General features: G+C 67.9%; 13 protein-coding genes. 6 read left to right on the top strand and 7 right to left on the bottom strand.

Annotated elements, in window-relative coordinates; genetic code table 11:
* Positions 1–52: 52 nt before the first annotated feature.
* Positions 53–871: an AAC(3) family N-acetyltransferase gene (locus ABFG95_RS19775; protein ID WP_278992931.1), complete on the top strand. Its 819-nt coding sequence runs from the start codon at positions 53–55 to the stop codon at positions 869–871.
* A 13-nt stretch (positions 872–884) separates the two neighbouring features.
* On the opposite strand, the gene ABFG95_RS19770 is transcribed toward ABFG95_RS19775, so the two are convergent.
* Positions 885–1,811 carry a DMT family transporter gene (locus ABFG95_RS19770; RefSeq protein WP_100507124.1) on the bottom strand — a complete coding sequence of 309 codons (927 nt, stop codon included), beginning with the start codon at positions 1,809–1,811 and terminating at the stop codon, positions 885–887.
* Between the two features lie 99 nt (positions 1,812–1,910).
* Between ABFG95_RS19770 and ABFG95_RS19765 the strand changes: the two genes are divergently transcribed.
* On the top strand, positions 1,911–2,699 hold the full coding sequence (locus ABFG95_RS19765; protein ID WP_278992929.1) for a helix-turn-helix transcriptional regulator: 789 nt from the start codon (positions 1,911–1,913) through the stop codon (positions 2,697–2,699).
* Positions 2,700–2,809: 110 nt separating this feature from the next.
* Positions 2,810–3,340, top strand: coding sequence for a hypothetical protein (locus ABFG95_RS19760; RefSeq protein ID WP_263901222.1), 531 nt, complete (start codon positions 2,810–2,812; stop codon positions 3,338–3,340).
* Between the two features lie 479 nt (positions 3,341–3,819).
* On the opposite strand, the gene ABFG95_RS19755 is transcribed toward ABFG95_RS19760, so the two are convergent.
* The 6 genes from ABFG95_RS19755 to ABFG95_RS19730 form a co-directional block, all read right to left on the bottom strand.
* A complete protein-coding gene (locus ABFG95_RS19755; RefSeq protein ID WP_059269402.1) occupies positions 3,820–4,815 on the bottom strand; it encodes a dipeptide ABC transporter ATP-binding protein in 996 nt (331 codons plus the stop codon).
* Entirely contained in the window at positions 4,812–5,792 is a 981-nt protein-coding gene (locus tag ABFG95_RS19750) for an ABC transporter ATP-binding protein (protein WP_175144761.1), read from the bottom strand. Before ABFG95_RS19750 ends, ABFG95_RS19755 begins: the two co-directional genes overlap by 4 nt.
* Before the next feature lie 149 nt (positions 5,793–5,941).
* Positions 5,942–6,856 (bottom strand): ABC transporter permease, encoded by a 915-nt coding sequence (locus tag ABFG95_RS19745; RefSeq protein ID WP_026382652.1) that lies wholly within the window; start codon positions 6,854–6,856, stop codon positions 5,942–5,944.
* Positions 6,856–7,845: an ABC transporter permease gene (locus ABFG95_RS19740; protein WP_006388963.1), complete on the bottom strand. Its 990-nt coding sequence runs from the start codon at positions 7,843–7,845 to the stop codon at positions 6,856–6,858. The genes ABFG95_RS19745 and ABFG95_RS19740 overlap by 1 nt, the downstream gene beginning before the upstream one ends.
* Before the next feature lie 66 nt (positions 7,846–7,911).
* Positions 7,912–9,483, bottom strand: coding sequence for an ABC transporter substrate-binding protein (locus ABFG95_RS19735; RefSeq protein ID WP_169537474.1), 1,572 nt, complete (start codon positions 9,481–9,483; stop codon positions 7,912–7,914).
* Between the two features lie 239 nt (positions 9,484–9,722).
* The gene (locus ABFG95_RS19730) at positions 9,723–10,217 is read right to left on the bottom strand and encodes a MarR family winged helix-turn-helix transcriptional regulator (protein ID WP_175188540.1); all 495 of its coding nucleotides are present in this window, start codon (positions 10,215–10,217) and stop codon (positions 9,723–9,725) included.
* Positions 10,218–10,588: 371 nt separating this feature from the next.
* Between ABFG95_RS19730 and ABFG95_RS19725 the strand changes: the two genes are divergently transcribed.
* The 3 genes from ABFG95_RS19725 to ABFG95_RS19715 are packed head-to-tail and all read left to right on the top strand — an operon-like array spanning position 10,589 to position 15,370.
* Entirely contained in the window at positions 10,589–12,814 is a 2,226-nt protein-coding gene (locus ABFG95_RS19725; protein WP_175144763.1) for an indolepyruvate ferredoxin oxidoreductase subunit alpha, read from the top strand.
* 11 nt (positions 12,815–12,825) lie between these two features.
* Positions 12,826–14,370 (top strand): indolepyruvate oxidoreductase subunit beta family protein, encoded by a 1,545-nt coding sequence (locus ABFG95_RS19720; protein ID WP_049071607.1) that lies wholly within the window; start codon positions 12,826–12,828, stop codon positions 14,368–14,370.
* A 22-nt stretch (positions 14,371–14,392) separates the two neighbouring features.
* A complete protein-coding gene (locus ABFG95_RS19715; RefSeq protein WP_049071606.1) occupies positions 14,393–15,370 on the top strand; it encodes a PDR/VanB family oxidoreductase in 978 nt (325 codons plus the stop codon).
* Positions 15,371–15,382 lie beyond the last annotated feature (12 nt).

The raw sequence follows: 15,382 nt of genomic DNA, 5'->3' as shown, positions 1-15,382 counted from the left end.
TTACGGCTTGTGTCCGTTCCATGACGCCCTTCGCGGCGCCCTGCCCACCCCGATGACCGAAGCCGACCTGCTGGCCCGCACCCCGTTTCCCGCCACCCGCGACAGCCTCGCGGCGCAATTGCGCGAGGGCGGCCTGCGCCCCGGCGCCACGGTGCTCGTGCACACCTCGCTGCGCGCCCTGGGCTGGATCGCGGGCGGTCCCGTGGCGCTGATCCAGGCCTTGCTAGATTGCGTCGGTTCCGACGGCCTGGTGGCGATGCCGGCCCATTCCTCCGACCTGACCGATCCCGCGCAATGGCAGGCGCCACCCGTGCCGGACGCGTGGCTGGATACCCTGCGCGAACACATGCCAGCTTACGATCCCGCCATCACGCCCACGCGTGGCATGGGCGCGGTGGCCGAGCTATTCCGTACCTGGCCCGACGCCCGCCGCAGCCTGCATCCCACCTGTTCGTTCGCGGCCGTCGGCGCCGGCGCCGACGCGCTGACCGCCAACCACCGGCTGGACGACCCGCTGGGCGAAACCTCGCCGCTGGCCAAGCTGCTGCGCGCCGACGCCGAGATCCTGCTGCTAGGCGTCGGCTTTGACGTCTGCACCATGCTGCACCTGGCCGAACAACGCGCGTGGCCGACGCGACCGCGCCAGCCCGAAGCCTCGCCCATCATCGAGCACGGCCGGCGTGTCTGGAAGCGTTATGACCAGCCCGCACTGCTCGACTCCGACCATTTCCTGCCGGTCGGCCAGTCGTTGATCGATGCCGGGCTGGCGCGGCGCTTCGCGCTGGGCGCGGGCCACGGCCTGCGCGTGCCGGCCAGGGTCGCGGTGGAACACGCCCTGCGGTACTGGCAGGGCAAGCCCGTGCCCGACTGAGGCGCGTGGCGCCCTACGAGGCTGCCCGCGCGCGGCGGCCCGCGGCGAAGGGCGCCCGCATCTGCGCCAGCATCACGCCGGCCAGCGCCATCGCGCCACCGACAATGTGGAAGAGGTGCGGTTTCTCGTCCAGGAACAGCGCCGCGATCGCCACGGTGGCCACCGGCATCAGGTTCAGGAACACGCTGGCGCGGGCCGGTCCCAGGTGGCGCACGCCCTGCATCCACAGGAACGGCGCGAACAGCGACGGGAACAGCCCCGCATACAGCACCAGCGGCAGATTATCGCCATTGAGCGGCGAGGCCGGCGCCATCAGGAAGGCGGGCAACTGGAACAGCACGCCGAACGCCACCTGCACGTACAGCGACACCCATGGCCCGGCCGGCAAACCCCAGCGCCGCAGCAGCACGCCGTACAGCGCGTAGGCCAACGCCGCCACGCCCATCAGCACATCGCCATGGTTCGCGCCCACCGACAACAGGCGCGCCGGATCGCCTTCGCCGATCAGCAACGCCAGCCCGGCCAGCGACAGCAGGCCGCCCAGCAGCGCCATCAGGGAGGGACGCTCGCGCAGCACCACGGCGCCGACCGCGATCGTCAGCAACGGAATCATCGCGGTGATGATGCCCATGTTGGTGGCGGTGGTGCTGCTGGCCGCCACATAGGCCAGGCCCTGGTACAGCGCCATGCCCAGGCCGCCCAGCACCGCGAACTTGGGCAGGTACGGCCACAGCGCGCGCCGCTGGCGCCAGGCGGCCGGCAGCGCGAACGGCGTCAGCAGCAGCCCGGCCAGCGCCCAGCGGTAAAAGCCGATGGCGGCGGGCGCGATCACGCCGGCCGCCATCTTGGTGACGATCATGTTGACCGACCAGATCAGCGCCGCCAGCAGCGGGAACAGCAGATAGCGGGCGGGAGTGGGCGAAACATCGGCGCGCGTCATGGGGATACAGCCAAAAACAGGATAACGGCTGGCCAGTGTAGGACCTGTCTGACTCGCTGTATATAATGAAAAACCGACAATCCCCAGCGAACTTCGGACATGGACCTCGCCGACTCCCCGCCCAACCTTGGCCCGGGCCGCCCCTATCCGCTGGCCTGCCGCATCCTGCACTTCCTGCCGCACTCGCGCATCCAGCGCCACAGCTCGCCCTGGGGCGAACTGAATTTCGCCCTGTCCGGCATCATGGAAATCGGCATCGAGGACAGCACCTACCTGTCGCCGCCCCACTACGCCATCTGGATACCGCCGCACGTCTCGCACTGCTGCCAAAACCAGGGGGAAGTGCACTACGCCTGCATCGACATCCCTGCCGCCGCCTGCGCCGCCCTGCCCGCCAGGCCCTGCACGCTGGAGATCAGTCCCGTCATGCGCGCCATTCTGGGCGACTTCGAACGGCGCGGCATCGCCTATCCAGATACGCCGGAAGACCGGCGCCTGGCGCAAGTGGTCATCGACCAGATCCGCATCGCGCCGGCCTACGCCAGCTACCTGCCGTCCGCCACCGAACCCGTTCTGGCTCCCATCCTCGCCGCCCTGCAGCGCCAGCCCGGCGACAAACGCGGCGCCGCCTACTGGGCCGCCACCGCCGGCATCACCGAACGCACCCTCCTTCGCCACTGCCAGCAACACCTGGGCATGTCGTTCAACGAGTGGCGCCAACGCTTGCGCGTGGTCAGCGCGCTGGAAATGCTCGACGCCGGCCAGTCAGTACAGGTGGTATCGCGCGAACTCGGCTACAGCACGCCGTCCGCCTTCATCGCCATGTTCCAGCGCCTGACCGGCCAGTCACCCGACAGCGCCCGCAAGCGCACGCCGACGGCCGCCTGAAAGCCGCGTAATCCAAGCGTCCGATGCAAGCCGCGCGCGATCGCGAGACAATAGCGTCTGCATTTTTTTCGTAACGCCGTCCCCGCGGCATCATCGCGCCAGGAACCCTCATGTCCGCCTCCGCCACGCCCCCGCCTTCCCTGACCCACTTCAGCGCGACCGAGCTGGACATGCTCGCCAAGACCGCCGACGCCCTCAGCGCCTACCTGGGCAAGCCGGTCCTGGCCGAAGTCGTGCTGGGCGAAGAAGGCACCGAATGGGTCACCTATGGCGTGCCCATCGACGAAAACGCCGAACCCGACGAAGCCCAGACACACGTCCAGCTCGGCGGCCCCGGCGCCCGCCTCCTGGGCAACCGTGGCGGCCTGCCCCCGACCGGCGACGACACCTACGACTGCCTCTATCTCTGGGCCATCCAGATCTCGCTGAACGAAGGCGAACGCTTCATCAAGCTCGACCACGACGGCGAAGAGTCCGCCTGGTCCGACAACCTGGAAGACGTCCTTCCCTTCGCCCTGACCGAGGAACCCCTGCCCGATCCGGATGAGGAAGACGAAGAAGGCGACGACGAGGACGACGAGGACGAAGACGACGCCCACGACCACCCCCACGACCACAACGATCCGGGTCATCGTCACTGAACACTATGACAGACGCAGGGCACGATACCCCCACATCCGCCCGCCGATAAAAAAAGGGCTTCCAAGAAGAAGCCCTTTGCCAAACTCACTCCCCGAGACACCCCGCGCCGAAACCGGCCACCCGGCACCGCCTCGACGCCCCACCACCCAGACGCTGCAACGGGCCGCCCGCGCGGCCCCGTTGCAGCAGCCCCGCAAGACCCTCTCCCCCCACGACAGTGCCGGCAAACACGCCAAGCACACCAGTCGCCCCAGCACCCGTCATGAGCCGCTGACGCAAGTCTGTCGCGGCGGGCGGCGGCGGGCGCGGGGCGTGTAGATGCGCCCGACGGAATCCGAAGGCAGCCGCCGCAGGCGGCAACGAGGATGAGGAAGGGGCAGTCCGGAGCGAACGCTCCGGACCGCAATCGTAGCCCCGCGCCCGCCGCCGCCCGCCGCGACAGACGCCTCAAGAACTCAACAAACTGCCCACACTGGAATCACCCCGCAATCCGCCCCTCCTCCACCGCATGGCAAGCCACCACCGCCACTCCCGCCATCCGAGCCACCGGCGCCTCCCCCCTGCACCGCTCATTCGCATGCGGACACCGAGGATGAAACGTGCACCCCGACGGCGGATTCAACGGATTCGGCACCTCCCCCGCCACCGCCGTGCGCGGCTTGCCGGCCCCGTCGATATCCGGAATCGCCGCCAGCAGCATCCGCGTATACGGATGCCGCGGCCGCGCGAACAGCTCATCGCGCGGCGCCACCTCCACCATCCGCCCCAGGTACATCACCCCGACCCGATCGGCCACGTGATGCACCACCGCCAGGTTGTGCGAGATGAACAGATAGGTCAGCCCCAGCTCGCGCTGCAGGTCCTTCATCAGGTTCAGCACCTGCGCCTGCACCGACACATCCAGCGCCGAGGTCGGCTCGTCGCACACCAGGAACTCCGGATTCACCGCCAGCGCCCGCGCGATCGAAATCCGCTGGCGCTGCCCGCCCGAGAACTGGTGCGGATAGCGGCCCTGGTCGGCCGGATCCAGCCCCACCTGACGGAGCAGCTCGCCGACTCGCGCCGTGCGCTCGGCCGGCGTCATCTTCGTGTGCGTCAGCATCGGCTCGGCGATGATGCGGCCGACGCGCCAGCGCGGATTCAGGCTCGCGTACGGATCCTGGAAAATCATCTGCAGCCGCTTGCGCAGCTCGCGTCCGCCCGGCTCCGCCATGCGCGACAGCGGCTGGCCGTCGAAACGGATATCGCCGCGCGTCAGCCCATACAGCCCCACCAGCATGCGCGCCACCGTCGACTTGCCGCAGCCCGACTCGCCCACCAGCGCCAGGGTCTCGCCGCGATTGATCTCGAACGACACGCCGTCCACCGCGCGCAGCATCACCCGCGGCTTGCCGGCCAGCTTGCGCTCCAGCCAGGGCGGCGACACATCGAACCAGCGCGCCGCATCCTTCACTTGCACCAACGGCGTGCTCATGGCGTCACCTCGACTTCGTTCTCATGCAACCAACAGGCCGCGCGGGAGGTTCCCGCCGGCATCAATTCAGGCCGGTCCTGGCCGCAGCGCGGCAGGCGCCGCCCGCAACGCGGATTGAAGGCACAGCCCGGCGGAATCGCGTTCAGCCGCGGCATGCTGCCGTCGATCTGCACCAGCCGCTCGGCATGCCCTTGCAGCGACGGGATCGATCCCATCAGCCCCATCGTGTACGGATGGCGCGGCTGATGGATGACGTCGCGCACGGGGCCGATCTCGGCCACGCGTCCCGCGTACATCACCGCCACCCGGTCCGCCGTTTCCGCGATCACGCCCATGTCGTGCGTGATCAGCATCACCGCCGTGCCCTGTTCGCGGCACAGGCGCTTGAGCAGCTCGATGATCTGCGCCTGGATCGACACGTCCAGCGCCGTGGTCGGCTCGTCCGCCACCACCAGCTTGGGCTCGGCCGCCAGCGCCAGCGCGATCACCACGCGCTGGCGCATGCCGCCCGAGAACTGGTGCGGATAGTGATCGATGCGCTCGCGCGCCGCCGGGATGCCGGTGGCCGCCAGCAGCTCGACCGCGCGGTTGCGCGCCTGCGACCAGCTCATGTCCAGGTGCGTCACGATGGTCTCGGCCAGTTGCCGGCCCACCGTGTACAGCGGGTTCAGGGAGGTCAGCGGGTCCTGGAACACCGCGCCGATCTCGCGGCCGCGCACGCGGCGCATCTGCTCGTCGGGCAGGTTGTCGATGCGCCGGCCCGCCAGCAGGATCTCGCCGCCGGCGATGCGGCCGGGCGGTTCCAGCAGGCCGATGATCGACGCGCCGGTCAGCGACTTGCCGGCGCCCGATTCCCCCACCACGCCCAGGACTTCGCCCGCCTGGATCGAAAAGGACACGTCGTCCAGGGCCAGCAGCGTGCCGCGACGCGTGGGGAACTCCACGCGCAGGTTGCGGACTTCAAGTAATGCGCTCATAGGTATTTCTCAAATTCGTGTTCCACGTACAGCGCCCCCGAGGCCGATGAAATGCCGACGGGGCCATCGGGATGCCGCGGAGCCGGCTTCGCCGGTCCGCCAGCATGCCCCCTTGAGGGGGAAGCGCGCAGCGCTTCGGGGGTGGGCCATCACCCTAAGCGCGGGTTGAGTGCGTCGCGCAGCCAGTCACCCAGCAGGTTGACCGACAGCACCAGCAGCACCAGCGCCGCGCCCGGGAAGATGGTGATCCACCATTCGCCGGAAAACAGGAAATCGTTGCCGATGCGGATCAGCGTGCCCAGCGACGGCGCCGTCGGCGGCACCCCCACGCCCAGGAACGACAGCGTCGCCTCGGTGATGATGGCCGTCGCCAGGTGCACGGTGGCCAGCACCAGCACCGGCCCCAGCACGTTGGGCAGCACGTGGCGGAACATGATCACGGGCGAGGCCACGCCGATCACGCGCGCCGCCTGCACGTATTCGCGGTTCTTCTCCACCAGGGTCGAGCCGCGCACCGTGCGCGCGTACTGCGGCCAGCCGGCCAGCGCGATGGCGCCGATCAGCACCGGGAACGCGATGATCTCGTGCAGCTCGCGCGGCACCGCGGCGCGCGCCACGCCGTCGATCAGCAGCGCGATCAGGATCGCCGGGAACGACAACTGCACGTCGGCGATGCGCATGATGAAAGCATCGATGCGCCCGCCCGCGTAGCCCGAGATCAGCCCCAGCACGATGCCGATCAGCATCGACAGCAGCACCGAGGCCAGGCCGATCAGCAGCGACACGCGAGTGCCGTACAGGATCGCCGAATACAGGTCGCGGCCCTGGCTGTCGGTGCCCAGCAGATAGGTCGACTGGCCATTGGGCGACCAGGCCGGCGGCAGCAGCGCGTCCAGCAGCTCGACCTTGGTCAGGTCGAACGGATTGTGCGGCGCCACCCAGCCGGCCCCGAAGGAGCCGATCAGCAACAGCGCCAGCATGACGGTGGCGACAATGGCCACGGGCGCCCGGCGCCAGGCCCAGGCAATATCGCTGTCCCACCAGCGTTTCAGAACGGCACGCATCAGTGGCCACCTCCGCCGCGGGTCAGCCCGGAGCGCAGGCGCGGGTCCACGACAAAATACAGAAGATCGACGATCAGGTTGATCACCACGAACACCAGCGCGATCAGGCACAGGTACGCGGCCATCACCGGCACGTCGGCGAATTGCACCGCCTGGATGAACAGCAACCCCATGCCGGGCCACTGGAACACCGTCTCGGTCACGATGGCAAAAGCAATGATGCCGCCCAGCTGCAGGCCGGTGATGGTGATGACGGGCACCATGGTGTTCTTGAGCGCGTGGCCGAAATGGATGGCGCGCCGCTTCAGGCCGCGGGCGCGCGCGAACTTGATGTAGTCCGAACGCAGCACCTCCAGCATTTCCGAACGCACCAGCCGCAGCACCAGCGTCATCTGGAATAGCGACAGCGTGATCGACGGCAGGATCAGGTGCTTCCAGCCATTGGCGGTGAACAGGCCGGAGGTCCACCAGCCCAGCGCCACGGTATCGCCGCGGCCGTAGCTGGGCAGCCAGCCCAGTTGCACCGAGAACACCAGGATCAGCAGGATGCCGATCAGGAAGGTCGGCAACGACACGCCCAGCAGCGAGCCGGCCAGCAGCAGCTGCGACAGCAGGCTGTTGCGCTTGAGCGCGGTGTACACGCCCAGCGGCACGCCCACCACCAGCGCCAGCAGGGCCGCCACCAGGGACAGCTCCAGCGTGGCCGGCAGGCGCGACTTGAGCAGGCTCGAGACCGGTTCGCTCTGGCGCAGGGAAATGCCGAAATTGCCTTGCGCGGCGTTGGCCACGAAGTGGCCGAACTGGACGATGGCGGGCTCGTTCAGCCCCAGGCGCTCACGCAGCTCGATGCGCTCGGCATCGGTGGCGTCCTGCCCCAGCATGATGGTGACAGGGTCGCCGACGTATTGAAAAAGCACGAAGGCCAGTAGCGCGACGGTGAGCATCACCGCTACGGCCTGCAACAGGCGACGCAGTATGAAAGCAAACATAGGCGGGAAAGGCAAAACGGCGAAGCCCCGCGGGGCTTCGCTGTCTGGTTAGCCGGAAGGGCGGGGTCAGTCGACCTTGACCCAGTCGGCAACGAGGCGGTTGTCCGCGCGGTGGATCACCGACACGTTCTTGCGCATGGCCCAGGGAATGACCTGGTCATGCAGCGGGATGTGGCCGAATTCCTGCGCGTGCACTTCCAGCACCTTGCGGATGTCGGCGTCGCGCTTGGCCGCGTCGGTTTCGGTCTTGATGCGGTCGATGATCGCATCCAGGTCCTTGTTGCTGTAGTTGCCCAGGTTGTACATGCCGTCCGCGCCCTCGCCCTTGGTGCGGATCAGGTTCTGCAGCGTGTACATGGCGTCGAACGTCGGCACGCCCCAGCCGAACAGGTAGGCGCTGGTGTCGGAATTCTGCACCTTGGGGAAGTAGGTCGAACGCGGCATGGCGTTCATGGTCGCCTTCACGCCCACCTTGGCCCACATGCCGACCACCGCCTGGCAGATGGCCTCGTCGTTGATGTAGCGGTTGTTGGGACAGTCGAGCGTGAAGTTCAGCGTGCCGTCATAGCCGGCGTCCTTGAGCAGCGCGCGGGCCTTCTCGGGATCGTAGGGCACGCGCTTGTGCAGCGACTCGGCCCAGCCATGGACCTGCGGCGCGATCATGGTGCCGGTGGGCGCCGACAGGCCGCGCATCACCGCGCGCTTGATGGCGTCGACGTCGATGGCGCGGTACAGCGCCTCGCGCACGCGGATGTCCTGGAACGGGTTCTTGCCCTTGATGTTGGAATACTGCAGCTCGGGACGCTTCTGGTCCAGGCCCAGGTAGATGGTGCGGTACTCGTTGCCCTCGACCACCTTGGCCGACTGGCGCAGGCGGTCCAGATCCTGAGCGGCCGGATCGAGCACGAAGTCGATCTCGCCGGACAGCAGCGCGGCGGTGCGGGTGGCGTTCTGCTTGATCGGCGTGAACACCACTTCGGTCACGTTGCCGACCTTGCCGGCCTTGTTCCACCAGTCCTTGTTCTCTTCGAACACGGTGCGCACGTCGACTTCGCGCGACTTCAGCTTGTACGGGCCGGTGCCGTTGGTGTTGCGCGCGCCGAAGGTCTCTTCCTTGTTGACGAAGTCCTGCGGCTTGGCGATGTTGTTCTTCTCCGACCAGGCCTTGTTCATGATGAACACGTTGGGCAACTGGCGCAGCAGCACCGGGTTGGGCGCGGTGGTCTCGATCTCGACCGTCAGGTCGTCGATCTTGCGCGCTTCCTTGATGCCGGTGGTGTACGCCTTGTAGTTCGAGGTGGGCGCCATGGCGCGATGCACCGAGAACACCACGTCGTCGGCCGTGAAGGCGGCGCCGTCGTGGAACTTGACGCCGGGGCGCAGCTTGAAGCGGTACAGCGTGGGCGAAACCTGCTGCCACTCGGTCGCCAGGCGCGGCACCACCTTGAAGTCCTTGTCGTAGTCCACCAGCGGTTCATAGACGTAGCTGTTGGCGGCAATCGTCATGCCTTCGTTCTGCGAGTGCGGATCAAAGGTGAGGATGTCGCCCTGGGCGGCCCAACGGAAGGTCTTGGCCTGCCCGATCGAGGGCACGGCCACGGCGGCGGCGATCGCGATGGCAATCAAAGTGCGGCGCATAGGTTCAACTCCTGACTGTAGTCTGAATACCGGCGCGATATTGCCTAGGCCCAAGACCCGCGTCAATTAAGGGTTTATGCGTACCGGAGGGGGTTTTCAGAGGGAGAACATATTTAGGGACGTATAAAAATATGACAAAAAAATCGCTGGCCCGGTATGTAAACAGCGTTCGGTCGCCCCATCCCATCCCGGCCCCCCGGATCGGGGGCTTGTTTGCCGCCCCGCCCGCGCGCACCGCCCTATTCGTCGGCGTCCAGCGGCAGGTCGAGCGGCACGTGCTCGGCCATCAGGCGGCGCAGCATGTCAATCAGCAGGGCCGCCTGATCATCGCCGAACGGCGCCAGCACCGCCTTCTGGTGCTGCATGGCCTGCTCGCATAGCGCGGCGATCAGATGGCGGCCCTTGGTGGTGATGACCACGCGCGTCTGGCGGCGGTCGGCGCGCACTTCGGTGCGCGTCACCAGCCCTTCGGTTTCCATGCGCTGCACCACCTTGCTCAAGGTCGGTTGCTTGGTGATCGCCAGCACCGCCAGGTCGCCGATGGTTTCGCCAGCGCTGCCTTCCAGGCTGGCCAGCACCCGCCATTCGGTGACCGACAGGCCAGCCGCTTTCACCTGCTGATGAAACTCCGCCGAGATGCGCTGGCTGGCCTGCGCCAGCAGATAGGCCAGGTAGTCATCGACGAACCGCGCACCGCCGTCCCGGGTACCGCCGCCGTGCTTGTCCGACCGCATGTTGTTCCGCTCCCACGCATCAATATTGAATAGGCGACCCGAGGCCGGCAGGCGCATTGCACCACGATGGCGCGCGCTGGCGCCATGACGCGGCGCAATGCTGTTGCGCAGCACAGGGTATACCCCGAATCGCAACCCGTTTTTGCACCATCAAAGCGCGTTTTCACGAGCACTCGGATAGAGAACAACCAGTATATACACCCTTGTTTTCGCGTGATATTTTTTTGATTCCATGAAATTTCATCTTTTTTGTTGACAGCTAAAACGTTGACTCCTAAAGTATTTTTCAGAGCGAAATTTCGTGACATGGGCGTGCTGCGCAGCAGCATGGCTTCGGGACCCGGATGCCGGTCCGCGTGGAGGAGTTCGAGATGGCTGAAAGGTCTTTCAAGAAAGAAGTCCAGCAGTTGCGCATCGGCGCGGGCGAGGAGTTCCGCGGCGAGGGGATTCTCGCGGTCACCAAGGCGCTGCTGCAGTCCGGCGTGGGCTATGTCGCGGGCTACCAGGGCTCGCCCATCTCGCACCTGATGGACGTGCTGGCCGACGCCAACGACATCCTGCAGGAACTCGGCGTGCACTTCGAGGCCAGCGCCTCGGAAGCCACCGCCGCCGCCACGCTGGCCGCCTCGGTCATGTACCCGATCCGCGGCGCGGTCACCTGGAAATCCACCGTCGGCACCAACGTCGCCTCCGACGCGCTGGCCAACCTGGCCTCGGGCGGCGTCACCGGCGGCTCGCTCATCATCGTCGGCGAAGACTACGGCGAAGGCTCGTCCATCATGCAGGAACGCTCGCACGCGTTCGCCATGAAATCGCAGATCTGGCTGCTCGATCCGCGCCCTAACCTGGAAAGCATGGTCAAGGCGGTGGAAGACGGCTTCGCGCTGTCGGAGGCCAGCAAGACGCCAGTGATGCTGCAACTGCGCATCCGCGGCTGCCACGTGCACGGCCGCTTCATTGCCAAGGACAACCAGCGGCCGGCGTTCTCGCTGGCCCAGGCGCTGGAAAGCCCGGCGCGCGACACCAGCCGCATCGTGTTGCCTCCCGCGTCGTTCCTGCACGAGCAGGAAAAGATCAAGGAACGCTGGCCCGCCGCCATCCGCTATATCAAGGAGCACAGGCTCAACGAGCACTTCGATGGCGACCAGGACGACATCGGCCTGATCTTGCAGGGCGGCCTGTACAACGGCGTGATCCGCGCCCTGCAACTGCTGGGCCTGGCCGACAACTTCGGCAACAGCCGCATCCCGCTGTATGTGATGAACGTGGCCTACCCCGTGATCGAGGACGAGGTCATCGACTTCTGCCGCGGCAAGCGCGCCGTGCTGCTGCTGGAGGAAGGCCAGCCCGACTACCTGGAACAGGCCCTGCACGCGGTGCTGCGCAAGGCCGGCGTCGATACGAAGCTGTCCGGCAAGGACGTGCTGCCGATGGCGGGCGAATACACCACCCAGGTGATGCGCGACGGCCTGCGCGAATTCCTCAAGCGCGAACGCCCCGAATCGCTGCAGACCCATCCGGCCGTGGCCGCCGACGCCGGCGCCGCCGAGCCCGCGCTGCAGGTCACCGAAATCACCCGGCCCAAGCCCGCGCCGCGTCCGGCCGAACAGCCCATCACCTTCCACAAGCACGTCGCGGAACTGGCCGCGGTGGTGCCGCCGCGCCCGGCCGGCTTCTGTACCGGCTGTCCGGAGCGGCCGATCTTCTCGGCCCTGACGCTGGCGCAGGAAAAGCTGGGCCAGCACCATATCTCCTGCGACATCGGCTGCCACCTGTTCTCGATTCTGCCGCCGTTCAACCTGGGCGCGACCACCATGGGCTACGGCCTGGGCGCGTCCAGCGCCGCGGCCTTCAACGTGCCGGCGGCCAAGCGGCCCATCTCGATCATGGGCGACGGCGGCTTCTGGCACAACGGCCTGGCCTCGGGCATCGGCAACGCGGTGTTCAACAAGTACGACGGCGTCATCGTCATCGTCGACAACTTCTATGCCTCGGCCACCGGCGGGCAGGACATCCTGTCCTCGCGCGCCGAGAATCCGGACCGCTCCACCAACAATCCCATCGACCAGGCCGTGCGCGGCGTGGGCGTGAAGTGGGTGCGCACGCTGGACCGCACCTATGACGTGGCCAAGGTGCGCGCCACCATCGAGGAAGCGCTGACCACCGACATCAAGGGCCCCAAGGTCATCATCGCCCAGTCGGAATGCATGCTGAACAAGCAGCGCCGCATCAAGCCGCTGTTCAACCAGGCGGTCAAGGCCGGCAAGCGCGTGGTCAAGGAACGCTTCGGCGTCGACCCCGACGTCTGTACCGGCGACCATGCCTGTATCCGGCTGTCCGGCTGCCCGTCGCTGACGGTCAAGGACAGCGGCGATCCCCTCAAGGAAGATCCGGTCGCCCACGTCGAGAGCAGCTGCGTCGGCTGCGGCAACTGCGGCGAAGTGGCGCACGCCGCCGTGCTATGCCCGTCCTTCTACCGCGCCGACATCGTCCACAACCCCAGCGGCCGCGACCGTTTCCTGGCGCGCCTGCGCCAGGGCGTGATCGGCTACCTGCAGCGCCGCCGCGAAGCGCGCCTGGCCAAATTCGCCCTGTGAGGACCCGCCCCATGAACCCGGTGGCATTGCAGCAAGGCACTCCCATCAAGATCGCCATCCTGGCCATGGGCGGCCAGGGCGGCGGCGTGCTGGCCGACTGGATCGTCGACATGGCCGAGCACGCCGGCTGGTGGGCCCAGACCACTTCGGTGCCGGGCGTGGCGCAGCGCACCGGCGCCACCATCTATTACCTGGAGCTGCTGCCCGAATCCGACGTGACGCGCGCCGGCCGCCCGCCCGCGCTGGCGCTGATGCCCACGCCGGGCGACGTCGATCTGGTGGTGGCGGCCGAACTGATGGAAGGCGGCCGCGCCATCCAGCGCGGGCTGGTGACGCCCGACCGCAGCGTGCTGATTGCCTCGTCGCACCGCAGCTACGCGGTCAGCGAGAAATCGGCGCCGGGCAACGGCATCGCCGATCCCAACAAGGTGCTGGAGGCCGGCCGCGCCGCGGCCCGCCGCTTCCTCTGCTTCGACCTGCAGGACCTGGCCGACCGCGCCGGCAGCGTCATCAGCGCCAGCCTGTTCGGCGCCGTCGCCGGCAGCGGCGCGCTGCCGTTCTCGCGCGACGACTTCGAGGCCACCGTGCGCCGCGCTGGCGTCGGCGTGGACGCCAGCCTGCGCGCCTTCGCGCTCGGCTTCGAGGCCGCCGACCAGGCGCCCGCGCAGCCGGCCGCGATCGACCTGACCCGGCCACAGCCGGTCGTGCCCGAACGCGCCGCCAGCCCGGCGGCGCAAGCGCTGCTGGACCGCATCACGCGCGATTTCCCCGCCTGTGCGCAGCCGATGTTGACGGCCGGCGCGCGCCGCCAGATCGAGTTCCAGGACCTGGCCTATGCCGAGGACTACCTGGCCCGCATGGCCGCGATCCGCGAACTCGACGCGCGCCACGGCGGCGAATCGAAGCAATGGGCGCTGACCTGTGCCGCCGCGCGCTACCTGGCCACCGCCATGGCCTATGACGACGTGATCCGCGTGGCCGACCTGAAGACGCGCGGCAGCCGCTTCGAGCGGGTGCGCGCCGAGGTCGGCGCCAAGCCGGACCAGTTGGTCTACACCACCGAATTCATGCATCCGCGGCTGGAGGAAATCTGCGGCACGCTGCCGGCCGGGCTGGGCCGCTGGCTCGAACGGTCGAAGGCCTTCGGCGGTTTCGTTGAACGCCGCCTGGGCAAGGGCCGCCGCATGCAGAGCGGCACGCTGGGCGGCTTCCTGATGCTGTACACGCTGGCCGGCATGCGGCGCTTCCGCCGCCGCACGCTGCGCCACCAGATCGAATCCGAGGGTCTGACCCAATGGCTCGACCTGATCGCCAGCCTGGCGCCGCGCGACTACGACCTGGCGGTCGAGACCGTCAACTGCCGCCGCCTGGTCAAGGGCTACAGCGACACCCACGCGCGCGGCGGCGGCAAGTACCGCCAACTGATCGCGGCCGCCGCCCAACTGGCGGGCCGGCCCGATGCCGCGGCTTCGCTGCGCGCCTTGCGCCAGGCCGCGCTGGCCGACGAGAAATGCGGCCCCATGGAACGCCAACTGGCCGAGAAACTGGCCGCCTGACATCGAGATAGAGACGAACGCCGTGCAAACCCTGAAACTCATCGTCCGTGAAGTCCGCCAGGAATCGCCGCTGATCCGCTCGCTGCGCCTGGCGCGCGAAGACGGCGGCGCCCTGCCCGCCTTCGGCCCCGGCGCCCACCTGAAGGTCAGCGTGCCCGGCCTGCGCGAACCGCGCTGCTACTCGCTGGTGCAACTGACGCCGGAAGCCGGCCGCTTCGCCGAACCCGTCGAATACCGCCTGGGCGTGCGGCTGGAAGAAGCCAGCGCGGGCGGCTCGCGCCACATGCACGGTCTGGCGGTGGGCGACACGCTCAGCGTCGAAGGACCGAAGAACGATTTCCCGCTGCACGAGGGTCCGGCTGGCGACGAACCGGTGGTGCTGATCGCCGGCGGCATCGGCATCACGCCGGTGGCGTCGATGGCGGCGGCGCTCAAGTCCGCCGGCCGCGCCTTCGAACTGCACTACAGCGGCCGCAGCCGCGACCAGCTGGCGTTTTTGCCGGAACTCCAGGCGCTGGCTGGCGACGCGCTGGTGCCCCATGCCGACGACGACGCTTCCTGCCGCTTCGACCTGAAGGCGCTGCTGGACGCCGCCAACCCGCGCCAGCACCTGTACGTCTGCGGCCCCAAGGGCCTGATCGACGCCGTCATCCAGGAAGCGCGCGCCCGCCACTGGCCCGACGCCCACATCCATTTCGAGCTGTTCGCGACCGCCGCGCCGCAGGCGGGCGACCAGCCCTTCGAGGTCGAGCTGCGCCAGTCCGGCCGGGTGCTGACGATTCCCGCCGACAAGACCATCGTCGACGTCATGGAAGAAGAAGGCTGCGACCCGATGTACGACTGCAAGCGCGGCGAATGCGGCGTGTGCCAGGCCACCGTGCTGGAGGGCGAGCCGGACCACCGCGACTATTACCTGTCGGATACCGAGAAAGCCAGCGGCAAGATCATCCAGATCTGCATCTCGCGCGCCAAGTCGGCGCGCCTGGTGCTGGACCTGTAGGGCCGGGCGCGA

The sequence above is a fragment of the Achromobacter sp. HNDS-1 genome (assembly GCF_040084795.1).
GTDB lineage: Bacteria > Pseudomonadota > Gammaproteobacteria > Burkholderiales > Burkholderiaceae_B > Achromobacter > Achromobacter ruhlandii.
This window is presented reverse-complemented; position numbering and strand designations above follow the sequence as displayed.